This is a genomic window from Geobacillus sp. LEMMY01 (assembly GCF_002042905.1).
Classification (GTDB): Bacteria; Bacillota; Bacilli; order Bacillales; family Anoxybacillaceae; genus Geobacillus; species Geobacillus proteiniphilus.
In genome coordinates, this window is sequence record NZ_MVKA01000023.1 from 1 (window position 1) to 24,033 (window position 24,033).

The following is a 24,033-nucleotide window of genomic DNA, read 5'->3' on the forward strand; positions in this document are numbered from 1 at the left end:
GGCTGCGCCTTTCCGGTCGAGAAAGGCCGGTATTTKGAAGCGGTGTACGCCGAGCTTCTTTCGAATGGACGCCGKGAACTCGATGAACGTTGCCGACAAGGCAGCCATCTAGGTGTCCGCAAAGCGGAAAATTTCATCCGGCGCCTAGAAAAGCGCAAGCAAGAAGCGCTTCTCTTCCTGCGMAAGAAAGAAGTGCCGTTTGACAATAACCAAGCCGAACGCGATTTACGGATGGTGAAAGTCAAACAAAAAATCTCTGGAACGTTTCGTCAGGAAGACGATGCCGAGGCTTTCTGTGTCATCCGCAGCGTCGTTTCCACCCTGCAAAAACACGGAAAGCCGGTGTGGGAATCGTTGCAAAGACTTCTAAGCGGAGAGCCTCTTCAAACGATTCTCCATTCCTCCTAGGGCATTTTCGATACTGGGAATGCCCTATTGGTGCTGGATTCTGAAAATCTCGCTAGTACTGGGCTGAATAGATACTATCAAAATGCGGTGCGAAAATATTATTTATTTGTGAACGGAAAGGAGTTTCCAAGATTAAGGCGATATTAACAAGATACAAGTCACAGTTTGCGAGGCTCTTACATAAAGTGACGGAGGGGAGAAGGACACTGTTTGAGTAAAGTGGTTTCACCCGTGGACGGAGAAAGTGGAACGTCATGAGGGTGGAAAGCGCCGTTCGTATTTGTTGTTAACGGGTGAAGCTCGCCAGCAATTGGCAAGTGGCCAGTAGCGGGATGACGTGTGGGATGCGTGTTCGCTTTTACGGCAAATGAAAGGGGCTGTTTCGCTCTTGTTTGCTTTGGGCGCTGAGATCAGTTACGGGGGAAAAGAGCCGCACGGTGGCGGTTCTTTGGCGCTATGGGGACGGCGGCTGATCGTTGTCCATTTCCTTCGCGAGGTCGGCGACTTCGGCGACGGTCAGCCCGGTTCGCTTTGTTGTTTTCGGCATCAGGAACATCATTCTGGGAGGAAGTGATAACAAGGAATGCTTGTTTCGTTTTGATCGGCTCTGCGGTTTGCCATTGGCGACCGGCAAAATAGAGAAATGACTTTGTTGTGCTTTTAGGAAGACGATGCGGTCTAAATCATCTGTTGATTAAGTCATTCAATTCTTGGAGTATGCCCGTGAATATTGGGTCATGATGAACGGTGTCATATATGCTCGGGGAAATGGTGATATAATCATTTGATAAAAGATTAAGCAGTCTATGTTCGTGTCGAGGAAACAGAAGAGGATAAAGCGCAAAATCTTTTATATTGGCTGTGACGAGAATGCAGTCGTATTGCCAAGCGGTTAGCAGGATACGGGCATCAGACACGCTGCCGTATTCCATGTCTCTCATGGCATTGATTTTCCTCTGGTATTCAGAGCGAATATAAGCCGCCATTTTTCTTACTTGGTGTTCCATATCGGGAGTTGTCCAATCGGGAATAGTTATCGTTATATTTTCCAACAATTCCGAGACCCGTTGCCTTTCCTTTTCGCCAAGTGTGTAGGATTGCAATTCAAGCTCTCGGATGACTTCTTTAGGGATATAGAGCACAGCCTCTTCATGGCGAACTTCCTGCAAAACATCTTTCCAAAAACGCTTGGCGGCTTTTTTGTGGTTCATGTGGGCAGATGGGCTTGACTTGTATCGGAATACGTTTGTATCCAGCAAATATGCTTTTGTTTCCGTGCCGTTTCCGCTCATGAAGAACTTTCTCCTATTCTCCAAACTCTTTTTCCATTTTTTCCGCGATACGAATCGACTGGCTTTTCAGCTGTTCTCTCATTTGGAGAAATGAAGGCCAGTTTGGGTGGTGAAAAAACTGTGCGGCCGGGATGATCCATTTTCCACTGTCTCCAAGCCGTTGGTAAGCCTCGATTTTTCCTTCTGCGCAATAACGGCGCACCATTTGCGGCGTGACATCAAGCAGAAGAGCCACATCGCGGACATAGAGATCATCTGGAATTGTTTGTTCCGCCATTTCGGTAAGAATATGCCGTACGCTCTGTTTTTCCTGGTCGCTTAGGTTGGAATAGATTTCTTTTTTTCGCTTCTCAAGTTCAAGCGACTGTTGGACCAATTCTACATAACGTCGAACGTTGTCGCTTAGCACAGTTTCGTGAAGAGGTGGGGGGGCTGTCTTTCGGGTTTCTGTTTTGCGGGACAAAGTGCTCATTTTTCTTTCCCTCCTTGATGTTTATATCCATTATACTATTTTGGCTGGAGAAACAAAAGAAAAAAAGGAAACAAAAGAAATTGAGATCTTGCCAAGCAGCAAAGGGAAGATGAAAAGAGCCGCACGGTTGCGGCTCTTTGGCGCTATTGGATCGGCGGCTGATGGTTGTCCATTTCCTTCGCGAGATCGGCGACTTCGGCGACGGTCAGGCCGGTTCGTTTGGCGATCTCGTGAATGGGAAGAACATCAAGCAAATTTTTGGCGATTTCGATGGCCTTCCGTTTTTCCGTTTGCTTGATCGCCTGTTCTTTTTCCTGCATCACTTTCTTCAACATTTCTTCTCTTTCTTGTTCAAGTTCTTCGACTAACAGGCGAAACACTTTGTTCATTTTGATCCACTCCTTTACTTTTTCGGCGTATGACCGGTCGATGAATTTGTCTGTGGCGGTCAGAACGCCGGCGATGATGTGCAGCTGTTTCGGTTCGTCGCCGATCGTTTTGGCCAGTTCGATCGTTTTTTCGATCATCGTTTGTCGGTCAAAGCGGGTGTGCATGAGCGGCACGAGGATGAGTTTCATCGTTTCTTCCGGAGTAAGCGGTTCGCCGTTGTGGACTTTTTCTTCAATGGCATGGAAAATCGCATCGCCGTTGAATTCGCCAAGCAGCACCGCTTTGGATGAAAGAAACACATCGCCGGCGTCAAGTTGTTCGCGGGCGCTCGTGACATCGCTTGTGTAGATCACAACGATGCGAATCGGGCGTATTCGTTTTTCCTGTTGATAGTATGTGTGAAGGATGCGGCAGGCATAATCAAGATACTTTAAATGGTTGTCGAGAAATCGTTCATTGCTTTCGTACTCCAGAAGCAAAATGGAATCGTCTTCGAGAAGAAACACAGTGTCGGCGCGCCGTTCATCCGCCCGTACAGACGGAAATTCGGTTGGAAGCAGTGCTTTGATCCGCGGGAGTCCGTGAAGTCCGTACACATCGAAGGCTTGGTTTTGGTACAATGCGCTCAGCGACTTGAACAAAATGTCTTTGGCGTGATGCGAGATCCCGCCTGGCATCGTCTCAACTCCATTCGCTTTTTACCTCAATTATACTACTTGCCCGACCGATTGTCAGCTGCCATCGTGAGCGGAAACACGGTGTTCGTTCGGTGGGAGTGAATGACATCTTCTTGAAAGATCAAACGGGTTGCGACCCGGAACAGATGGATGAATGACGCTGTTTTGCCCTCACGGCCGGATGAACACTTCTGTTCCGTTCGGAACGATGGAGGCGAGTTCGAGCACGTCTTTGTTATGCATGCGGATGCAGCCTTTGGATACGTATTTGCCGATCGAGGACGGGTCGTTTGTGCCGTGGATGCCGTAATGGAGTTTGGATAAACTGAGCCACATCGCGCCGAACGGCCCGCCTGGGTTCGGCTGGCGGTTGACGATGACAAAGTCGCCGACGGGTGTGGCGGTGACCATTTTGCCGACGCCGATCGGATACGTGCGGATCGTTCGTCCCCGGTGTTTTAACGTCAGCTGGCGGCGGCTGATCGAGATGTGGATCGTGTAGGGAATCGATCCTTTCGGCGGAAGGTGGGGGATGACGATCTCCTGCCCGGGAAAGATGACGGACGCGGCGGTCAAACCATTGGCGCGAAGGAGCGCCTCAACAGATGTGCGGTAGTCGCGGGCGATGGAGGCGATCGTTTCCCCACGTTTGACGATATGTTTGTACATGGCATTTCGCTCCTTTTTTCGCTGGATGGAGAAAACAGCTCCGATTGATGATACATTAGTGTATGAGAAGATTCGAATAAGGTTGCTCAAATAGGAAGAGAGTCTCATGCGCATGGCATGTGAATACGGTGCGGCCGCCAGTCGCATGAACGCGCTGTGCGTTAGTCTATACTTGACAGGGAGCGTTGCCTAACGGGTGTTTCTTGTCAAAACGTGTAGGGGAAAAAGGAGGATGGCGCGAATGAGAACGTTTGTCCTAAAACCGGAAGGACAGAAGGTTGATTATGAGCTGTATGCCGAGCTCTCCCCTGTCCCGCTTGAGATCATTGACGGCGATCTCTTTTTTACGAAAGAGGAGCGGGAAAACTTGCTTAAGCTGTTGATATACAATGTCGGCATTAATCGGACGCTTGAGATCATCGAGGAATGGAAGGAGCGGTGAAAGCGGCGCCCGTTCGATATCGGGGCCGCATCGATGTTGGGGGTTACGGGCGGTAAGGGAACAAAATGTTCTTTTCCCCTTTTTCTTTGGCGACGAAGACGTCTTGATGGATTTCGAACACGCCAAAAGCGCTATGGAACGTCTGAATGACGCGGACGCGATACACGTCGTGAAGCGGTTTGTCCTCATCAGACATCGACCATGACGACAGTTTTTCCACCTCATCGATGCGGTAGTCGAACGTCTCGACGCCGAAGTCTTGCATAAAGACGTGGGCGCGGCGCTGGATGTAGACGTCTTTTGGGAATTTCTTTTTCATAAGCGGGTGAAACAGCTCCCAAGAGCTGCCAAAATCCCCTGCCTGCTCGTAGCGGTAAAACGTGTCCACGATTTCCTTTGCCTCGTTCCGTTCGTTCGAAAGAAACAGAGACAAGATCGCCACCAACACGGCGACGGCAGTGAGAACCGCCACCCCAGTCCTGGCTCGGATCGTCTTTTGGCGGTAGCGTGGGAACATGGGGTCTCCTCTCCTCTCTGTTATACCATATGCACGATGGGCGGCGGATATGGGCAGGGAGGGGGAGGAAGCGCCGTGGCATGTGTCACAGGATAGACATACGGCCGCATTTTTTAGTCAAAAAATTCATCAGAGTGTAGTAAAATGGATGGCAGAAGTTGTTGGAAATGATGCACTAGTGTGAGCAACGGCGGCTTGTCCTATTTGGAATAGGATGGAGAGACGGAGCGTTTAGGGCTCCGTTTTTCCTTTGGCGTTCCGCTGAAAATCGAACAGGCAGGAGAGGTAGAGTGCGATGAGGAAATCATTCATTTATGCGCTGCTGATCGCCATCATGGTTGCTTGGGGCTTGAACGTGACGGCGTTGAAAATTCTTGTGGAGCATTTTTCGCCCGTCGCGTTGACGGCGTTGCGCATTCTAACGGCCGGGTTGGTCGTGCTTTTGTTTTTATGGGGGATCGGCAAGCTTCAAAAAGTCAGTTGGAATGAGGCGAAACAGATTGGCTTGGCCGCATTGTTCAGCGTGGTGGCCCATCACTTCTTTTTAGCTTTGGGGCTCGCGAGGACGACGGCGGTGAACGCGGGCCTTGTTTTAGGGATGGTGCCGCTTGTGACGGCGCTGTTGGCGATCGTGTTTTTGGGCCAGCGGCCGACGTTGTTTCGTTTGCTTGGCATCGCGCTCGGGTTTTTTGGCGTCGTGTTTGTCGTCGTGAACGGCGACGGCGGCCTCGGCCATCTGTCGGTCGGCGATGTGTACGTGTTTTTGGCAGTGTTGGCGCAAGGGATCAGCTTCATTATGATCAAAAAGGCGACGGTCGAGGCGCGGGTGATGACAGGGTGGATGCTCGTCTTCGGGTCGCTTTGGCTGTTTGTCTTAAGCCTCGTGCTCGAGCCGAGCGGCCTATCGAGTTTGAAAGAGGGCACGTTGCCGCTTTGGCTCATTTTCCTTGCTTCGGCTGTCGTGGCGACGGCGCTTGGCCATATGTTTTACAACCAGGCTGTGCAATATCTCGGTCCCGCAGAGTCAGCGGTGTTCATCAACCTCAATCCACTCTTTTCGTTGCTTGGGGCGCACTGGTTGCTTGGTGAGCCGATTTCATGGATGCAGCTGGCTGGTTTTCTCTTCATCGTCGCGGGCGTGATGCTGGGTAGCGGGGGGATGGATGACGTGATCGCCCGTTTCCGCCGGGCGAAGGCGGTGGAGGGCGGAAGGAAGGCGGGGATGTGGTAGCACGTTCCCCCGCTTTGACGCCATGCGTGCAAGGAGGAAACGTTGGTACTACCAGGAGCGGATAGGGTCTCACAATGCAGGTGGTGTCTTGGCTGTCTCTTCTCGAAAAGGGACGGCCATTTTTTTGTACCATGGGCAGGATTTTGCCTGATGATGTTGAAAAAGAGAATACGAAACCTATTCGTGTGAGGTGAATGTATGGCGATCGATCACGACCGGTTGTTCAAGGAGCTGTTGCAGACGTTTTTTGAGGAGTTTGTGCTTCTCTTTTTCCCGGATATGCACGAGCATATCGATTTCAACCATTTGTCGTTTTTGTCCGAAGAGCTGTTTACGGACGTAACGGCTGGGGAGAAGTATCGGGTAGACTTGCTGGTGGAAACGAAGTTCAAAGGGGAAGATGGGGTGATTATTGTTCACGTGGAAAATCAGTCATATATCCAATCGTCTTTTCCAGAACGGATGTTTCTGTACTTTAGCCGTCTGTTTGAAAAATACCGCGCTCCGATCATTCCGATTGCCGTCTTCAGCTATGATGCCATCCGAGACGAACCCTCCTCGTTCACGCTCTCCTTTCCGTTTGGTGATGTGCTTGACTTTCGCTTTTTCCATGTGGAGTTGCGCAAGCAAAACTGGCGCCAATTTGTCCGCACCGACAACCCGGTGGCGGCTGCGTTGCTTAGCAAAATGGGTTATACTGAAAATGAACGAGTGGAACTGAAAAAGCAATTTTTGCGCATGTTGGTGCGTCTCGAGCTAGACGAGGCAAGACAGCGTTTGTTGATGGGCTTTTTTGAAACGTATGTGAAGCTGTCCGATGAAGAAGAACAACAGCTCCGAAGCGAGGTGGAACAAATGGAGACGAAAGAAAAAGAACGCGTGCTGGAATTGATCATTTCGTACGAGCAAAAGGGAAAAATTCAAGGCCGAAAGGAAGGACGGGAGGAAGGGCGCAAAGAGGGAGCGGAACAAGAAAAACGGCACATTGCGAAACGGATGTTGATGAAAGGGTTTGATGCGCAGACGATTCACGAACTGACCGGATTGCCTGTGACGGAGATTGAGGAAATGAAACAAGGCGGCTCCAAGTGAATGGAAATCAAACAGGCGGGGCAAAAGGCCAGCCCCGCCCTAGCGCTTCTGTTTCGCTGCTGTTGATTCCCGTTTGATCAGTTTCGTAGACAATAGCACTTCCTGAAATGGTTCGTTCGGGTTGTCCCACCGCCATAGCAACAATTCCACCGCTCGTTTGCCGTAGCGCTTCAGGTCGATGTCGACGGTCGTGATTTTCGGCGTCGCGATTTGCGACAGCTGCCCGTTGTCAAAGCTGCAGACGGAAACGTCATCGGGCACTTTTAGCCCGTACTGTTGCAGGCCGGTGCTGACGAAAAAGCCAAGCCCGTCATTGACGCAAAACCAGGCGGTCGGCTGCCGCTTCAGCTCGCGGATGTAGCCTGCGATGACCGTTTCGTCCTCTTGCGCCTGGCAGAACATCCACTCCTCGTTCGGTTTCACTCCATAGTCTTTCAGCGCCAATAAGTACCCTTCATACCGCTCTTGATAGCTCGGCGAATAGTTGACGTCGCCGACAAACGCAATGTCGGTATGGTTGAGCTCCAACAAATGCTGGACGGCCACATACGCCCCGAACCGATTGTTTGTCAGCACCGCATCGGCTGGAATGTTCGGATGGTGATGGTCGACCAGGACGGTCGGGATGCCGGTGGCGACGATTTGTTGGATGTACTCGGTGCTGATGTGGGAAAGGACGATCACGCCGTCGACTTGTTTTTCCTCGATGAACGAAGGCAAAAGAAGCCGTTCCTTTTGTTCTTTGTTCACCGATTGGATGTGCAGCTTCATGCCGTGTGACAGCGCTTCCTGTTCAATGCTTAAGTAGATTTCGCCAAAAAATTTCAGCGAAAACGTGCGGTCGGAGGCGATGAGGGCGATTTGCTTCGGCGGTTTGCCGCGCGACTTCGCGCGGGACGCGGGATATTCATACCCCATTTCTTTGGCTACACGCTTCACAAGCTCCCTCGTTTCTTCGCTGACCCCTTCTTTGCCGCGCAGCGCTTGAGAGACCGAGTTTTTGGAAATGTTCAGTCGATCGGCGATGTCTTGCATGGTGATGCGTTTTTTCATTCGCTACCTCCACTTATTCGCTATTTTTGCCTTTCGGTGATTTGAGGCGCCGACAAGGACGGCCGTTGCGATTTTTCGTTTTCCATCATTCAAGTATACATCGAAATCTTGAAGGTTGGCTCCGCTTTCGCAGCGTTTGCTTGCTTTCTCTAGTTCAAGTATATCCCTTGTGAAAACGAAAGACATTCAATACCTCGGAACAAATATATACGGAATGGTATTGTAACGTTACAGTTGTTATTTGTCAAGTTGATGAATTGCGTCTAAACTCACGGTTTTTTCTTGTCTTTTCCGCAAAAAAGAAGTTGACTATTTCGTTGAATCATGAAATAATGTCATTGTAATGTTATAAAATACCGTTACAAACATTCATTTTCAGTTGACAAGTTTGTCTGTCTCTATGATTTGTCATGGGGAGGAGAGGCGTTGTCTGAAGCGACTGTTTATGTAAGCGTTTTTACATCTGCTCATCAATACAAGGGGGGAATGGACGATGAAAAAGCGCAAGTGGTTCAAACTGGCTTCGTTGTTGCTTGCCGCTGCGGTGATCGGAACAGGCTGTCAAGGACAGACCGGGAATGAACAAGGGCAGAAGAAGGAAGGATCAACCGTGCAAATTGATTTTTGGGCGGCGCCGAATCCGACGCAGCAGGCATTCTGGAAGAAGATGGCGGATCGCTATATGGAAGAGCATCAAAACGTGAAAATCAAAGTATCGCCGATGCCGGAAAGCCCTTCTTCGGAGGCGGGCATTCAGTCGGCGATTGCGGCGGGGAACGCGCCGGTTATTTCCGAAAACATCTCCCGCGGGTTTGCCGCACAGCTGGCGGACAGCCGGGCGATTGTGCCGCTGGATCAATTTGAGGGGTTTGATGATTTAATCGGCAAACGGCAAATGAAAAGCACGATTTCAACATGGAAGTTTGCCGACGGCCATCAATATGTGTTGCCGATTTACTCAAACGCCATGCTGTTCGGTTGGCGAATCGATATTCTGAAAGAGTTGGGGTATAACGCTCCGCCGAAGACGTACAGCGAAGTCATGGAAGTCGGCAAAAAGCTGAAAGAAAAATATCCGAACAAGTTTCTATGGGCGAGAGCCGACTTGGTCAAACCGACGTGGTGGGCGAGATGGTTTGACTTCTTCATGATTTACAATGCGGCGTCGAAAGGGACGCATTTCATCGATGGGAACAAGTTGAGTGCGGATCGTGACGCGGGTGTGAAGACGCTCCAGTTCTTCGCTGATTTAAGCAAAAATCAGCTCGTGTTGACGAAAGAGACGAAAGATCCGTTTGAAAGCGGTACATCCGTGATGTCCGATTTAGGGCCGTGGACGTTCCCATATTGGGCCGAGAAGTTTCCGGAAATGAAGTTTAACGAGAAATACGTGTTGTCGATGCCGCCTGTGCCTGATGGCATGGACCCGTCGCAGGCGAAAACGTTCGCCGATACAAAAGGGCTGGTCATTTACGCTTCGGCGACGAAAGAACAGCAACAAGCCGCGTTCGATTTCGTCAAATGGGTGTATTCCGATCCGCAAAACGATTTGGAATGGCTGAAAGAAACGAACTTGCCGCCGGCGCGGGACGACTTGTCGACGAACGAGGCGTTTGTCTCCTATTTTGAACAAAATCCGCAGCTGAAACTGTATGCGGAAAACATTCCGAACGCCATACCGCCTATGGATAACGCCAAAATGGTTGAGCTTCAAGAGCTGATCGGCAAAGAGGCGTTGAATCCGGTCGTCAAAGGCGAGAAAACCCCAGAAAAAGCGTGGGAGGACATGGAAAAGGCGATCCATGGGGTGTTAAAATAACATGAATAAACATGCGGCAAAAGTGGGTTGGCTGCTCGCCAGCCCATACCTTATCTATTCGGCTATTTTCTTTTTGATCCCCCTGTTTTGGGCGTTATATCTCGCTTTTACGAACTGGAATTTAATTTCTCCCGAATATGAGACGGTGGGAATGCAAAACTTCCTTGACGCTTTCTTCAGCCCGAGCGTGCGGGCAGCGTTTTGGGTGACGTACAAGTTTATGTTGATGTTTGTGCCGATCGTCATCGCCGGCTCGCTGTTTTTGGCGCTGATCATTCACCATCTGCCTCGGTGGAAAGGATTGTTTGCCGTCGGATATTTTCTGCCGTATTTGGCGTCGGGGGTGGCGTCGTCGATTGTCGTCAAAGGCGTCATTTCCTACAACAGCCCGTTGAATCAATTTTTGCGGGACGCGTTGGGCTGGGATATTGACTGGCTCGGCTCGCCCATCTTAGCCCCGCTCGTCATTGCGCTCATGATGGCGTGGAAGTTTGTCGGATATTATGCGCTGCTGTTTTTGTCCGGCTTGGAAAGCATCCCGAAAGAAGTGTATGAAGCGGCCGAAATCGACGGGGCGGTCGGCTGGAAGCGGATTTGGCACGTGACGATTCCGATGCTGTACCCTTCGTTTTATACGGTGACGATTTTGGCGGTCGGTTTGATGTTTGGCATTTTCACCGAACCGTATGTGTTGACAGGCGGTGGGCCGGAGTATGCGACCCATACGTGGCAGCTGGAGATTTACAACCAGGCGTTTGAAAAATTGAATGCGGGTTACGGAACCGCGGTCGCGATCATCAATTCGATCGTCACCTTTGCGTCGATTTTCGTTTTTCGCAAGGTGTTGGAAAAATGGGGTGGCAAACATGGCTGGGAGTAAAACATGGAAGGTCGGATTGCTTTATGTTTTGGCGTTTGCCGTTTTGTTCGTCATGGTGTTTCCGTATTTGTATATGGTGTTAGGCTCTCTTGCCCCATGGAATGAGGTCGACCGAAAGCTCATCCCGTCGTCATTGACGCTTCGCTCGTATGAATGGCTGTTTCAAGGCGGCGAAGATGTCGTGCCGCGGCCGTGGCTTCGGGCGTTTTTCAACAGTTTGCTCGTCACGTCGGCGTCAACGTTGCTCATGCTTGTGACGGCGGTGATGGTTGGATATGCGTTGTCGAAAGTGAAATTTAAAGGGAGACAATGGGTCAACAACGCGATTTTGTTTCAAATGTTTTATCCATCGATCATTTTGCTTATTCCGCTGTTTCTGATCGTCCGGTATTTCGGCTGGTACAACACGTATTGGGCGATGATCTTGCCGAAGGCCGTCAACTTGTGGGCCATCTTTATGTACACGAACTTTTTTCGCAGCATTCCCGATGAATTGATCGAAGCGGCAAAGATGGATGGAGCGGGCCATTTCACCATCATTCGCCGCATTGTCTGGCCGATGTCGCGCTCGATTACGACGATCATTTTCTTGTTCCTTTTCATGGAGCGATGGGTGGAACTGCTTTGGGATATGCTTGTTGTGAATAACGAAAAGATGTTGACGTTAAACGTGTTGTTGGCGCAAATGTTTGGACCGTACGGCGGCTATCCGGGGCCAATGTACGCCGCCTCAGTGCTTCTCACGCTGCCGATTTTGATTTTGTTCCTTTTGTTTAGCAAGAATTTTAAAGAAGGCATGCAGTTCATATTAAAATAATAAAAACATCATGATAGGAAGAGGGAGCAGGGAGAGACGTTATGCAGACAAGGACGCTGACAAGGAAAACATGCCAGACATTGCTTGAGGAATTTCAGCGTGCTCCTCAGCCGCTTCGGGTGGAGAAGCTCGTGTTTGCCGGCGTTGGGGGGCGGGATGTGTACAACATTTCCGCGCCGTTTGAAGACGATGGCGAGTGGGTCATTGCCGGACGGGTGGAGGCAAGAGACAGCGAGCAATCAGAAGTATACTTTTTCGTCGAGCGTGAAGGGACATGGGTGCCGCGGGAAGGGGCGCCGGTGTTTGCTTTGCAGGATCCGTTTGTTTCGCGGGTGCACGGGCATCTCGTGTTTGGCGGCGTGGAGACGTTTCCGCATCCCGTGCTTCACGGGAAGTTGTATTGGCGGACGGTGTTTTACCGCGGAAAAACGATCAATGAATTGGCGCATTTTTTCACCGGTCCCGACGGGATGAAAGACATTCGTCTTGTTGAGCTGCGGGATGGGTCGGTTGGGGTCTTCACCCGTCCGCAAGGGGAAAAAGGCGGACGCGGAAAAATCGGCTTCACCCGCATCGGTGCGCTCGATGAGTTGACGGTGGAGGCGATTGAGAATGCCCCATTGATTGACGGTCAATTTGCCGATGAAGAATGGGGCGGCGCCAACGAAGTGCATTTGCTTGGCAATGGGCTCGTCGGCGTCCTTGGCCATATCGCTTGTTTCGATCAGGAGCGGAACCGTCATTATTATCCGATGGTGTTTGCGTTCAATCCGGATACGGGGGAAGCGTCGGACATGGAGTTGATCGCCACAAGAGCCCATTTCCTCGATGGCCCAGCGAAGCGTCCGGATTTGGCGGATGTCGTGTTTAGCGGCGGACTGATTCGCAAAGGGGACGGCACGGCCGATTTTTACGCTGGAACAAGTGACGCAGAAGCGCAAAAACTAACAATCGTTGATCCATTTACGAAATACGAAAGGCAGGGGTGACGATGCACATTTACCGCTACGAAGAAAACCCGCTCATTACGCCGGAAGATGTGCCGCCGCACCACGACGGGTTTGAAGTCATCGGGGCGTTTAACGCTGGGGTGGCGAGGTTTCAAGGGGAAGTGCTGCTGCTTCTTCGGGTGGCGGAGCGGCCGGTGTCGGATGACCCGAATATCGTGAAAGCACCGGTATGGAATCGAGAGACGGGGAAGGTCGATGTTTACGAATTTCGCAAAGACGATCCGCGCTATGATTTTTCCGATCCTCGGGTGATCAAAGAGGCGGGGGCGGAGCGGTTTTTGTATTTGACGTCGCTCTCCTATTTGCGCCTCGCCCGGAGTCAAGACGGGCGGCGGTTTACGATCGACGACCGCCCGTTCGTCTATCCATCGAATGAGCTCGAGACATTCGGTATTGAAGATCCGCGCATTACGTACATTGACGGCACGTATTACATTTATTTCAGCGCCGTCTCACCAAAAGGAGTTGGCGAGGCGATGGTGTCAACAACGGATTTCCGGACGGTGACGCACCACGGCATGATTTTCGCTCCGGAAAACAAAGATGTGCTCATTTTTCCGGAGAAGATCAACGGCAAATATTACGCTCTCCATCGCCCAGTGCCGCGAAGCAACGGCCGCCCCGAGGTGTGGATCGCTGAGTCGGAGAATCTGCTTCATTGGGGGAATCACCGCTTTTTGTTCGGTCTGCGTGAAGGAAAGTGGGACAGCGCCCGCATCGGCGGCGGGGCGGTGCCGATCAAAACGGAGCACGGCTGGCTCGAGTTGTACCACGGTGCGTCGGATGACCACCGCTATTGCATGGGGGCGGTGCTGCTCGATTTGAACGATCCGGCAAAAGTCATCGCCCGCTCGGAGCGGCCGCTTGTTGAGCCGGAAGCGGACTATGAGGTGAACGGCTTTTTCGGCCGCGTCGTGTTCTCATGCGGGGCGCTTGTTGACGGTGATATTGTGAAAATGTATTACGGCGCCGCCGATACGTCGATGGCGTGCGTCGAGCTGAAGCTGGACGAGATTTTGGATTCGCTTGTGAAAGTATGAAAGCGAAGTTGCCCGCACGTTGCGGTGTAAGAACGGAAACGCCTGGATGGCCGGGCGTTTCTTTTTTGGTTTGCCGCGAACATACCGTGAGCGCAGGTGGGAGAGCGTTCAACGTTCATTGCGTCGTTTCGTTTCTTTTCCGTTCAACAGGATTTGGTATAATAAAAACAACGCCGATTCATCGGTCAGGTCGGCAGAGCGGTTTGCGGCTGGGCAATGAAAGACACTGGCCATGACTCGAAAGAACAGATGATCATCGGATAGAGGAGGAACCATGAGAGATGAAAAAAGTACGCAAAGCGATCATTCCGGCGGCCGGGCTTGGGACGCGGTTTTTGCCGGCGACGAAGGCAATGCCGAAGGAGATGCTTCCGATCGTTGATAAGCCGACGATTCAATATATTGTCGAAGAAGCCATCGCCTCGGGCATTGAAGACATCATCATCGTCACCGGGAAAGGGAAGCGGGCGATTGAGGATCATTTTGACTACGCGTTTGAGCTGGAACAGATGCTCAAGCAAAAAGGGAAGCTGGATCTGCTTGAGAAAGTGAAAGAGCCGTCGAAGGTTGACATCCACTACATTCGCCAAAAAGAGCCGAAAGGGCTGGGGCATGCGGTTTGGTGCGCGCGCAATTTCATTGGAGACGAGCCGTTTGCGGTGTTGTTGGGCGATGATATCGTCCAGTCGGAAAAGCCTTGTTTAAAGCAGCTCATTGAGCAGTATGAACAAACGTTCAGCTCAGTGATCGGTGTCAAGCGCGTGCCGGAGGAAGAAACGCATCGCTACGGGATCATCGACCCGCTCGAGCAGCAAGGCCGGCGCTACCAAGTGCGCCGCTTCGTGGAAAAACCAGCTCCGGGCACAGCGCCGTCGAACTTGGCGATCGTCGGCCGCTACGTGTTGACGCCGGAAATTTTCTTGTTTTTAGAGAAACAGGAAGCCGGCGCGGGCGGGGAGATTCAGCTCACCGATGCGATCGGGCGGTTGAATGAAATTCAGCGCGTGTTTGCCTATGAATTTGAAGGAAAGCGGTACGATGTCGGCGAAAAGCTCGGCTTTATCGAAACGACGATTGAGTTTGCCCTGCAAAACGAGGAGCTGCGGGATGACTTGCTTTCGTTTTTGGAGCGGGTGGTGGCAGAGGCGAAGGGATCGAAGAGCAGCTAATCAAAAATAAGTCGTTCGTGTTGAAATGCTCTTAATGACTGTTAGTCGTTTTTCAGAGGATGGAGACAAAAAAGGAGGGTAGGATGTGGCGCGCATACGGATTGAACATTTTGGTCCTGTGAAGCTGTTTGATGAGGAGATCACGGATGTTACCGTTTTGATTGGCCCCCAAGCGAGCGGAAAAAGTACGATCAGCAAATTGATTTTTTTCTTTCAATCGATTCCTGATGAATGGGTAAACTATTTGCTTTCAGTACGTCAAACGGAAGAAAACAACCCATTTTTTGAGTTCAATAAACGTCTTCGGAGAAAATTTGTTGGGTACTTTGGCACAACCAAACATATGAAACCGTTTCATATTCGTTATGAGTATGATGTTGAAAAGTTTGTCCGTCTTGATTTAAAGGACGGTTATGTACAAATCCATTTCAGCGATCCGCTAAAACGGGAGATTCAGGAAAATTTTAAACATGTTGTGCAGATGAAAAAGGAAATGCAATACGAAGAACAACAGTTGGATGATTTTTGGAATGTCTCCTCGTGGAAAGTGCGTCAACAAAATGTGTTGGAAAAGGTCAAAGCAGCGATCGCTGAGGTATTCGGCGATTCCAAAACACCCATTTTTATCCCTGCAGGGAGGAGTTTAGTTGCCACATTGTCGGATCAGCTTCAGGATATTAACCCGCAGCAACTCGATGTGTTGACAGAACAGTTTATCGAGCGAATTAATCTGCTAAAGAAGATGTTTTCGCATTCGTTTGAGGAAATCATCGAAGATCGAAAAAAATTCTCGACAGAAAAAATTGACTTTGAGGCAATCCGACTGGCCATCAAGATGATCGAAGGCGTGATGAAAGGGAAATACATGTTCTCTGATTATGGGGAAAGGATTTTTTTTAATGAAAGAGAGTATACAAAACTGAAATTTTCATCTTCTGGACAACAGGAAGTCGTTTGGATTTTGCTGCTGATATTTACAATCATTCTGGAACGGCAGCGAGTGTTTATGGTGATTGAAGAACCCGAGGCACACTTATATCCGAACGCACAAAAAGAAATGGTTGCCTTATTTGCGTTGTTGCTAAATGTGACGAATAGTACGCTAGTGATTACGACTCATAGCCCGTACATTTTGTCTGCTTTTAATATTTATTTGTACGCTGCCAAAATCGGAAACAAACTGGATCAACGTGCGCATCCAATTGTGGACCGAAAGCTGCGCCTTTCTCCAGAGCGGGTAAAGGCCTACATGCTGGAGAGTGAAGGAGGGAGATTCCGCTATCGAAGCATTATTGATAATGAATTACAGTTCATACAGGCCGAAGCGATCGATGAAGCATCATCTGCGATCAACCGCGTACTTGATGAACTCATGGAGGCGGAGGAAGCGGGGGAGTAAACATGGCGGTTGTAGGTTGGGAAAGTTGTTTACACTATTGCGACTGTCGAAAATTAGCAGTTGTTGAGGAAAACGGGAGAGGGGTTCGTTTCGTCAATAAGAGGGAAAAGAGGGTGGCTTTATACCGTGTAGACGGTTGTTTGATTAAAGAGGGGGTAAAATGCGACTTTTTATTTTTAGTGATCGAAGGGGGGCGGGCATTTTTCATCGAACTAAAAGGGTCTGACCTTGAGGAAGCTGTACACCAGATCGCCCGAACAATCGAACAGTTAGGGAAATGGTTGCCTGGATATCGATTCGAAGGGAGAATCGTGACTACCCGTGTGAGAACGCCTGCTTTGAAATCGACTTATTTGATGAAGCTGGAAAAAATGTTGAGGAGAACGGGTGGGACATTAGTGGTAAAAGCCAAGTGGGACGAGGTAAACGTATAGGGCAGGAAAGAGGCGACCGGTATGGGTCATTACAGGCTAAAACGGATTCATACCCCAATCGGACAGGATGACGGCACCCGCATTCTCGTCGACCGCCTTTGGCCGCGCGGGGTGTCAAAGGCCGAGGCGCGCATCGACCGCTGGATGAAAGAGATTGCCCCGAGTCCAGCGCTGCGGCAATGGTTTGGCCATCGGCCAGAGCGGTTTGCCGAGTTTGCGCGGGCGTATGAGCGGGAGTTGGAAACAGAGGAAACGAAGCGGGAGCTTGTGGATGAGCTGTTGTCGCTTTCCGGAATGGTGACGCTGTTGTATGCGGCAAAAGACGAATGACATAACCATGTCGTTGTCCTTTGTGATTTTTTGCGCAAAATAGCCGAGAGGCGAAGCAAGGAGGGATGAACGATGATTTCTGCGATGGTCGGCGATTTGACGAAGGTTGAAGGGGTCGAGTACATTTGCAATGCCGCCAACGGCATTGGACCGATGGGCGGCGGGGTGGCAGCGGCGATCCGTCGGGCAGGCGGGCGCGTGATTGAAGAGGAAGCGATCCGCGTCTGTCAAGCGCAAGATCCACAGCCGGGCGATTTGTACGTGACAGGGGCAGGCTCGTTGCCGTTTCGGGGTGTGATTCATCTTGTGACGATGAAGCAGCCAGCAGGGGCGACGTCGTATGAGATCGTCCGGTCGTGTCTTGAGCGGCTTGTCGCGCACTGTCGGGAACACGGGATCAAGAAGGTGGCGCTGCCGGCCTTGGGGACCGGAGTCGGCCGGCTTGACAAAGCGAGAGTGGCTAGGTTATTTCGCGAGGTGCTCGCGCCGGTTGAGGATGTGGAATTTGTGGTCGTTGATATCGACGAGTCATTTATCCGAATGGTTGATTCATATTAAATAAAAATAAGAAAAAAAGGGCCTTGACAGACGCTTGGCCTTTCTTTTTTTGGCAAAGAATAACGTGTTTCACAATCCCTCATATCATATTATAATATAACATACAAACCAGTTTCATTGACTTCCTTGCCTAGCCTAGGAGGTGGCGCAGCCATCCATGTCCGATTGATTGGACTGGCATGAAAGGAAGTTGGAGATCGTTTCCTGTTCGAACCTGTTCAGGGAAAATGGCCAAAAGCGATGCATACGGCGTTTTTGGCAACGCCTGGAGGGATGATCATGTTATTCCAATTGCCAACATTAAAGACATGTCAAGTATTAGTCGATGAATTCCGCCTGGCCCCACAGCCGTTTGAGCCGGAAAAACTCCGCTTTGCGGGTGTCGGGGATCGAGACGTTTATAATATTTCCGCACCGTTTTTGGATGAAGGAGAATGGGTGATCGCTGGGCGCGTCGAGTCGCGCGACAGCGAGCAGTCGGAAGTGTACTTTTTCATCGAGCGCGACGGCGTTTGGATTCCTCGTGAAGGGGCGCCAGTGTTCGCCTTGCAAGACCCGTTCGTGTCGCGCATTCACGGTCAGCTTGTGTTTGGCGGCGTGGAGACGTTTCCGCATCCGGTGTTTGTTGGCGAGCATAGCTGGCGGACGGTCTTTTACCGCGGACCGAACATTCGCCGCTTGGAAAAGTTCGCCGAAGGGCCGGATGGGATGAAAGACATTCGCCTCGTCGAGTTGAAAGATGGCTCGATCGGCGTGTTTACCCGACCACAAGGGGAAAAAGGCGGCCGCGGGAAAATCGGTTTCACCCGCATTTTCTCGCTCGATGAGTTGACGCCGGACGTGATCGAGGCTGCGCCGATTCTTGATGCCCAATTTACGGATGAAGAATGGGGCGGCGTGAACGAGGCGCATTTGCTTGCAAACGGGCTTGTTGGGGCGCTCGGCCATATCGCTTGCTTTGACGAGCAAGGCAACCGCCATTACTACCCGATGGTGTTCGTGTTGAACCCCGAGACGATGGAGCGTTCGGAGCTGGAATTGCTTGCGCTTCGCTCCCACTTTTTAGACGGGCCGGCGAAACGGCCGGATTTGGCGAACGTTGTCTTCAGCGGCGGGCTCATCCGCAAAGGCGACGGCACCGCCGAGCTGTACGCCGGCGTCGGCGATGCGGAAGCGCAAAAAATTTCGCTCATCGACCCGTTTGCGAAATACGAAGCGCAAGAGCTCGATCGGATGTATGCTTCCGTTTAGCGAAAGGATCGGTGCGACAGACCTTCTCTTGATGAGGAAGGTTGGCGGCCGGTCCTTTTTTGCATTTGGCCGGTTTCTTGCCTTGTGCGAAGGACTTCGGTTTGACATAAACGTGACTTGTTCGGTGACGGTGTATGTGCTCAATGAGGAACGGCTATATGAGCAGGCGGATGTTCAACCTTGTTTGTTTGCATTATCGTGATGAAAGAGGAAATGTTGCTTCCTCACAGCGTTTCTTCAGTTCAAAACTTTGCAACACCGTCGCGTGACCCCTTTCGGCTTCTCCCAAATCGAACAAATCCGTCGTTTTTCAACGGTCTTCGAAAGGACTGCTTAAAAGCGAACAGCGTGGGATTCTTCCCACGCTGTTTCCGTGAAAATGCACGCGTCTTGATGGGGCATTTTCATGCCCAGGTGAAGGGCAAAGGTTGCTCATGGATCTTTTCTGTGTCCAACGGGATCGGGGCGACGTTCATCGCCCGCGTGATGCTCCTTTACGGTTGTTTTTGCCGCTTTTCCCGCTCCTTCATTTTCTCTTCCATCCGCTTCAGCAGCTTTTCCCACGGGTTTTCCGCCGTTTTTTTCTTGCGCTTTCGTTTTTCTTCCGCCATGCTCAAGCGCCTCCTTTCGCTGCGGCCGATAAGGCGAGCAAGTCGCGCAGTTCGTCATCGGACAGTTCGGTGATCCATGCCTCGCCTTCGGTGATGATGTCGGCGAGCGCTTGTTTTTGTTCGAGCATCTCGTCGATTTTTTCTTCGATTGTCCCGACGGTGATCAATTTATGGACGTGGACGAATTTCGTCTGTCCGATGCGGTAGGCGCGGTCGGTCGCCTGGTTTTCCACCGCCGGGTTCCACCAACGGTCGAAATGGATGACGTGGTTGGCAGCTGTTAAGTTGAGCCCGGTGCCGCCTGCTTTGAGCGACAAAAGGAAAATCGGCGCTTTTTTCGCTTGGAACTCATCCACCATCCGGTCGCGCGTTTGTTTTGGGACGCCTCCGTGCAAAAACAACACCGGCTCATCAAACAAGTCGGAAAGCAGCTGTTGGATCATCTCGCCCATTCGCACGTATTGCGTGAAGATGAGGCACGATTCGTCGTTGGCGCGGATTTGCTCGATCAGTTCGATGAGCTTTTCGAGCTTGTGCGACCGTTCAACGAGCTGGCGGGGGCGGCGTTCTTTCAAATACAGCGCCGGATGGTCGCAAATTTGCTTCACACCGTTTAGCATTTGCAAAATCAAGCCGCGCCGCGCAAACGGACTGGCTTCCTTTGCCCGTTCGAGTGTGTCGTTGACGAGCTGCTCGTACAAGGCAGCCTGTTCGGCCGTGAGCGGGCAATATTCTTTTTGTTCAAGCTTATCCGGCAAGTTGAGCGCAACCGCTTCATCCGTTTTCGTCCGCCGCAAGAGAAATGGGCGGATGAGCGCCTGCAGCGCCGCTTTTTTGCGGGCATCTCCTTCTTTTTCAATCGGCCCGGCAAAGCGCCGCTCAAACTCCGCACGGCTGCCGAGATAGCCGGGGTTGAGGAAATGGAAGATGCTCCAAAGTTCGCCGAGACGGTTTTCAACCGGCGTGCCGGATAAGGCGATTTTATGTTTTCCGCTCAAGCGGCGGATGGCGCGCGCTTGTTTTGTTTGCGCGTTTTTAATGTTTTGCGCTTCATCAAGGCAAATCGCATGCCAATGAATCTGTTTTAAATCGTCTTGGTCCAAATGAGCAAGGTTGTAAGACGTAATGACGAGATCGGCCTCGCCTGCCGTTTGCACGAACGCATCGTTTTTCGCCCGGTTCGGTCCATGGTGCACGTAGACGCGCAAGTCTGGGGTGAAGCGGGCGCATTCCTTTTGCCAGTTGCCGATCACGCTTGTCGGGCAGATGAGCAACGCCGGCGTGTCCGGGCGTTCGATTTCTTTGACGTGCGCCAAATAAGCAAGCAGCTGCACCGTTTTGCCTAGCCCCATGTCATCGGCCAAGCAGGCGCCAAAGCCGAATCGGCGCAAAAAGACGAGCCAGTCGACGCCGCGCTGCTGGTACGGGCGGAGCGTGCCGCGAAACGACGGCGGCACATTCGCTTTCGGCAATCCATCCAGCTGCTGGAGCTGGCGGATGAACGCGCGGAACTGATCATGGACGTCAATGTGGATCGGGATCGATTCGTCCGTTGCCTCTTCGCGCTCCTCTGCTTCTGAAAGCAGCGTTTGCGCCACGATATCGTGGATCGGCACGCCTTCTTTTTTCGCCTTTTCCATGAGCGCCTGGGCGCGGCGGACAAGGGCGGGGTCAAGGATGAGCCATTGGCCGCGCAGGCGAATGAGGCGCCGCTTTTGTTCCGCCAAAGCGGCAAACTCCTCTTCCGTCAGCTCAATCCCGTTGGTCGCGACGCGCCAATCGAAATCAGCGAGCCGCTCAAGGCCGAACAGTGATTCGGCGTTGACGGAAGGCGACAGTTTCGCTTTGATCGACAGCTGCGCCTGGCGGATGTCGTGCCACCAGTCGGGAAGCAAGAGGCGTACGCCCGCTTCGGTGAGCTTTAAGCTGTCTTCGGACAAAAAACGCCACGCTTCTTCATTAGACAGTTCCGTCCGCAGACCCTCCCCGGCGTCAAGCCACGGCACGATCGCGCAAATGCGGCGAATGGCGCGCTGGATCGATGATTCATATGGGCGCCAGGCGCGCGGAATATCACGGGCAGAGGCGATGACGCTGTCGTCGATGGCGATGAACACCGCTTCCAGCGTCCATGCGTCGCCGTCCTCAGGCGGCTCGACGAGGCGAAGCCCGACCGTAAACGGCGGCCGGTCGCCGAGCCAGCCGATTTGTTCCAGCCAATCGTCTTCCGTTCCGGTCCATTGGCCGCTGGGGGAGGCGATCAATGGATAAGTGCGAACGATTTCGCCCCAAATGCCGCGAAGTTCCGGGTCGCGTGAGAGCCAGTCGGCGACCGCAAGCGACCGCCATGTGGCGACGAACGGATCGGGATCGTCATCCGCGCCGCGCCAGCGGGTGCGTCCTGCTTCGCTCCATGCGCCGCCTGTGCTTTTCCACAAGGAAGCATCTGGAAGGAAGCGGCGTTCCCCCAACCCATTCCAAATGTGTCTCGCCCACTCTTCCAATCGGGCGGTGAATTCATCCGCCCATTCGATGACGGAAAAGCGCGAGTGCGGACGCAACGCGAACAGAGTGAGCGCTTGCCACGGCGACAGCCGCACGATGTCGTCTTCGATATCAATCATGGTCCCGTAAAAGGTTTCTTCGTGCCAAGCCAATAAAGGCGAAACCCATGATGAGGGATGGGTGGAACCAGAGAGCTCGAAACATCGAATCTCTTCATTCCATCTGCAGGAAATCTGAATCGTCTCCAATGCCTTCATGGAAGCAGTTTTCCTTTCTTTAATTCTTCATGAAACGCGCGCAGGCGCGCCGTTTTGGCGAGCAGCTGTTCAAGATACGCTTCCCATTGATCGAATCGCTTCATCGAGCGGTAATGAGCCCGCATCGTTTTCAAGTGGCGGACCGCCCTTTGGTAGCTTGACCGGTTTTTCTCGTTGAGCAGCTTGATCACGGTCCGATGATATAACGGCATGACAAGATCCGTCCCGCGCGCTTGCAATGTTTTGAGCAGCTGCGGATGCAGCTCATCAGCGGTGATGTTCGCCCATAAGAATAGGTCCACGACTTCCCGGTAGCGTCCTTGCCGATACAAAAAGTTGGTGTACTCGTTGACGCTGTACGGAAGGCTTCGCTGCAAAAAATCTTCCCATGCGTCCGAGCGGTTTCGTTGCCGGGCGTACATTTCAAACCAGTGCGCCGCTTCGTCCAAAAAACGGCTTCGGATGGGAGCGGGTATATGCGAAAGATAAAGCGGCCAATCGTCCTTCGCTTTTTCCCAAACGGATTCAAACCGCTTGACGAGGCCGTTGGTGATGAATCGCCCGATCCATTCAATCAAAAACAAGCCTGCCTGATCGGGGAACGCGCGGTAAAGCGCCATCGCTTCGTCGTCTTCGCCAAGCAAAAAGGAAAGATGAGCCGCCGCCATAGCGGCGCGGATGTCGTCTCGGTCTTTGGCGAGCCGAAGGAGTTCGGCTCGTTCCTCTTGCCGCCATGTGGGCTTGGTGAACAGCGATTCCCACGCGGTTGTGTAAAAGTCATAGCCGAATGATGACAGCCCTCCGTCCAAAAACAGTACATCACGAACATACGGAATCGTCTGTTCAATCAACGCGTTGAGCGACCGCGGCAGCGATTGATCAGACAATTTTTCCAAGGCGTCAAAGGCGCGGTCGGCGACATAGTTGACGTCCTGCTGCCAGGAAAAGTGCCCGTAAGAGGCGAATACGACGTCATTCCACCCTTGCGCCTCTCCGTACTGCCGAAGCTTTTCCAACAAAAAGAGGGCGGCATGAAGCTCCCGCAGCGGACGGGCGCCGGCTTGCTTTCCTTCGTTTTTGCCAAGTTTCGGGAGCAGCTGGAAGGCTAAACGGTACGGCCAGTTTTGGCCATTTTGATGGCGGGAGAAAAAGTCTTCATACTGTTTCTCGAACTGGCCCCGCCAATCTTCAACCGTTTCATTGGCTGTGATCGAAAGGCCCGCCGTTTTCCCCGCACGTTTTGGAGCAGGCGTTTTTGGTTCATGGACAGCGGATTCTTTCCGCAACGCGCCGATTTGCCCTTTTTTCCAAAGACGGAACAGCTCCCCAACGTCGAACACGTTGCCGTATACATAAAAGAACAGCGCCAAAACGTGTGGACACAGCCCTTCCGTCCCGCACGGGCAGCGATGGCGGCGGGTGATGTTGGCCAAATCAAGCATGACATCATGGGGGGTGATGTCGGAAACGATCCCTTCTACTTCATGGCTGTTCACCACCATGACGTTATAGACCAACCCGTTTCTTGACAAGTCGCGCCCTTTTTGAATGAGATTGTGGAAAATGGGAAACGGCAATTCTTTCAGCAATTCCCCAGCCGCCTGCTGCAAAAGCGGCTTGGAAACGGTAGTTTGCAACATGTCGGTCCGTCCTTTCCGATCCATTCCTTATCATCCTATTATAGCATGTGATAGCGTGTCGAAAAAAGAG

At 51.9% G+C, this 24,033-nt stretch carries 22 protein-coding genes and 1 pseudogene; 15 read left to right on the forward strand and 8 right to left on the reverse strand.

Annotation, left to right across the window (positions count from 1 at the left end; genetic code table 11):
• Positions 1-408, forward strand: a 408-nt coding sequence (locus B1A75_RS11965; protein ID WP_139761730.1) for an IS66 family transposase, incomplete at its 5' end; no start/stop codon positions are given.
• A gap of 683 nt (positions 409-1,091) precedes the next feature.
• On the opposite strand, the gene B1A75_RS11975 is transcribed toward B1A75_RS11965, so the two are convergent.
• From B1A75_RS11975 to B1A75_RS11990, 4 genes are all read right to left on the reverse strand, one after another.
• Positions 1,092-1,700, reverse strand: coding sequence for a DUF4411 family protein (locus B1A75_RS11975; RefSeq protein WP_079936255.1), 609 nt, complete (start codon positions 1,698-1,700; stop codon positions 1,092-1,094).
• Between the two features lie 13 nt (positions 1,701-1,713).
• Positions 1,714-2,172 carry a MerR family transcriptional regulator gene (locus B1A75_RS11980; RefSeq protein ID WP_079936256.1) on the reverse strand — a complete coding sequence of 153 codons (459 nt, stop codon included), beginning with the start codon at positions 2,170-2,172 and terminating at the stop codon, positions 1,714-1,716.
• A 143-nt stretch (positions 2,173-2,315) separates the two neighbouring features.
• Positions 2,316-3,239, reverse strand: a complete 924-nt coding sequence (locus B1A75_RS11985; RefSeq protein ID WP_079936257.1) for an RpnC/YadD family protein — start codon at positions 3,237-3,239, stop codon at positions 2,316-2,318.
• 171 nt (positions 3,240-3,410) lie between these two features.
• Entirely contained in the window at positions 3,411-3,908 is a 498-nt protein-coding gene (locus tag B1A75_RS11990; RefSeq protein WP_013524776.1) for a L,D-transpeptidase family protein, read from the reverse strand.
• Between the two features lie 241 nt (positions 3,909-4,149).
• Between B1A75_RS11990 and B1A75_RS11995 the strand changes: the two genes are divergently transcribed.
• Positions 4,150-4,350, forward strand: coding sequence for a hypothetical protein (locus tag B1A75_RS11995; RefSeq protein WP_011232749.1), 201 nt, complete (start codon positions 4,150-4,152; stop codon positions 4,348-4,350).
• A gap of 43 nt (positions 4,351-4,393) precedes the next feature.
• Here the strand turns inward: B1A75_RS11995 and B1A75_RS12000 are convergent, their stop codons facing one another.
• Positions 4,394-4,867, reverse strand: coding sequence for a hypothetical protein (locus B1A75_RS12000; RefSeq protein ID WP_013524774.1), 474 nt, complete (start codon positions 4,865-4,867; stop codon positions 4,394-4,396).
• A gap of 295 nt (positions 4,868-5,162) precedes the next feature.
• Here B1A75_RS12000 and B1A75_RS12005 point away from each other — a divergent pair, with 295 nt between their 5' ends.
• Both B1A75_RS12005 and B1A75_RS12010 read left to right on the forward strand, forming a co-directional pair.
• Positions 5,163-6,098, forward strand: a complete 936-nt coding sequence (locus tag B1A75_RS12005) for a DMT family transporter (protein ID WP_079936258.1) — start codon at positions 5,163-5,165, stop codon at positions 6,096-6,098.
• A gap of 198 nt (positions 6,099-6,296) precedes the next feature.
• Positions 6,297-7,190, forward strand: coding sequence for an Rpn family recombination-promoting nuclease/putative transposase (locus B1A75_RS12010; protein ID WP_079936259.1), 894 nt, complete (start codon positions 6,297-6,299; stop codon positions 7,188-7,190).
• 39 nt (positions 7,191-7,229) lie between these two features.
• On the opposite strand, the gene B1A75_RS12015 is transcribed toward B1A75_RS12010, so the two are convergent.
• The gene (locus tag B1A75_RS12015) at positions 7,230-8,243 is read right to left on the reverse strand and encodes a substrate-binding domain-containing protein (protein ID WP_079936260.1); all 1,014 of its coding nucleotides are present in this window, start codon (positions 8,241-8,243) and stop codon (positions 7,230-7,232) included.
• Positions 8,244-8,736: 493 nt separating this feature from the next.
• Here B1A75_RS12015 and B1A75_RS12020 point away from each other — a divergent pair, with 493 nt between their 5' ends.
• The 11 genes and pseudogenes from B1A75_RS12020 (at position 8,737) to B1A75_RS12070 (ending at position 18,950) form a co-directional block, all read left to right on the forward strand.
• The gene (locus B1A75_RS12020; protein WP_079936261.1) at positions 8,737-10,062 is read left to right on the forward strand and encodes an extracellular solute-binding protein; all 1,326 of its coding nucleotides are present in this window, start codon (positions 8,737-8,739) and stop codon (positions 10,060-10,062) included.
• Position 10,063: 1 nt separating this feature from the next.
• The gene (locus B1A75_RS12025; protein WP_079936262.1) at positions 10,064-10,942 is read left to right on the forward strand and encodes a carbohydrate ABC transporter permease; all 879 of its coding nucleotides are present in this window, start codon (positions 10,064-10,066) and stop codon (positions 10,940-10,942) included.
• Positions 10,929-11,759 (forward strand): carbohydrate ABC transporter permease, encoded by an 831-nt coding sequence (locus B1A75_RS12030; protein ID WP_074043849.1) that lies wholly within the window; start codon positions 10,929-10,931, stop codon positions 11,757-11,759. Before B1A75_RS12025 ends, B1A75_RS12030 begins: the two co-directional genes overlap by 14 nt.
• 41 nt (positions 11,760-11,800) lie before the next feature.
• Positions 11,801-12,748 carry an MTP-1 family protein gene (locus B1A75_RS12035; RefSeq protein WP_074043848.1) on the forward strand — a complete coding sequence of 316 codons (948 nt, stop codon included), beginning with the start codon at positions 11,801-11,803 and terminating at the stop codon, positions 12,746-12,748.
• A gap of 2 nt (positions 12,749-12,750) precedes the next feature.
• Positions 12,751-13,809 (forward strand): BtaManbiosPhlase, encoded by a 1,059-nt coding sequence (locus tag B1A75_RS12040; protein WP_074043847.1) that lies wholly within the window; start codon positions 12,751-12,753, stop codon positions 13,807-13,809.
• A gap of 281 nt (positions 13,810-14,090) precedes the next feature.
• Positions 14,091-14,978, forward strand: a complete 888-nt coding sequence (gene galU / locus B1A75_RS12045) for a UTP--glucose-1-phosphate uridylyltransferase GalU (RefSeq protein WP_074043845.1) — start codon at positions 14,091-14,093, stop codon at positions 14,976-14,978.
• An 85-nt stretch (positions 14,979-15,063) separates the two neighbouring features.
• Positions 15,064-16,377 carry an AAA family ATPase gene (locus B1A75_RS12050; RefSeq protein ID WP_013524765.1) on the forward strand — a complete coding sequence of 438 codons (1,314 nt, stop codon included), beginning with the start codon at positions 15,064-15,066 and terminating at the stop codon, positions 16,375-16,377.
• A 2-nt stretch (positions 16,378-16,379) separates the two neighbouring features.
• Entirely contained in the window at positions 16,380-16,811 is a 432-nt protein-coding gene (locus B1A75_RS12055; RefSeq protein ID WP_074043844.1) for a hypothetical protein, read from the forward strand.
• A 21-nt stretch (positions 16,812-16,832) separates the two neighbouring features.
• Positions 16,833-17,138, forward strand: a pseudogene (locus B1A75_RS12060) (DUF488 domain-containing protein); the annotation flags it as partial.
• 75 nt (positions 17,139-17,213) lie between these two features.
• Positions 17,214-17,699, forward strand: coding sequence for a macro domain-containing protein (locus B1A75_RS12065; RefSeq protein WP_074043842.1), 486 nt, complete (start codon positions 17,214-17,216; stop codon positions 17,697-17,699).
• 279 nt (positions 17,700-17,978) lie between these two features.
• Positions 17,979-18,950, forward strand: coding sequence for an MTP-1 family protein (locus B1A75_RS12070; protein WP_079936274.1), 972 nt, complete (start codon positions 17,979-17,981; stop codon positions 18,948-18,950).
• 613 nt (positions 18,951-19,563) lie between these two features.
• On the opposite strand, the gene B1A75_RS12080 is transcribed toward B1A75_RS12070, so the two are convergent.
• Positions 19,564-22,323 (reverse strand): DEAD/DEAH box helicase, encoded by a 2,760-nt coding sequence (locus B1A75_RS12080; RefSeq protein WP_033012648.1) that lies wholly within the window; start codon positions 22,321-22,323, stop codon positions 19,564-19,566.
• Positions 22,320-23,963, reverse strand: a complete 1,644-nt coding sequence (locus B1A75_RS12085; RefSeq protein ID WP_176202413.1) for an SWIM zinc finger family protein — start codon at positions 23,961-23,963, stop codon at positions 22,320-22,322. Before B1A75_RS12085 ends, B1A75_RS12080 begins: the two co-directional genes overlap by 4 nt.
• Between the last annotated feature and the right edge of the window lie 70 nt (positions 23,964-24,033).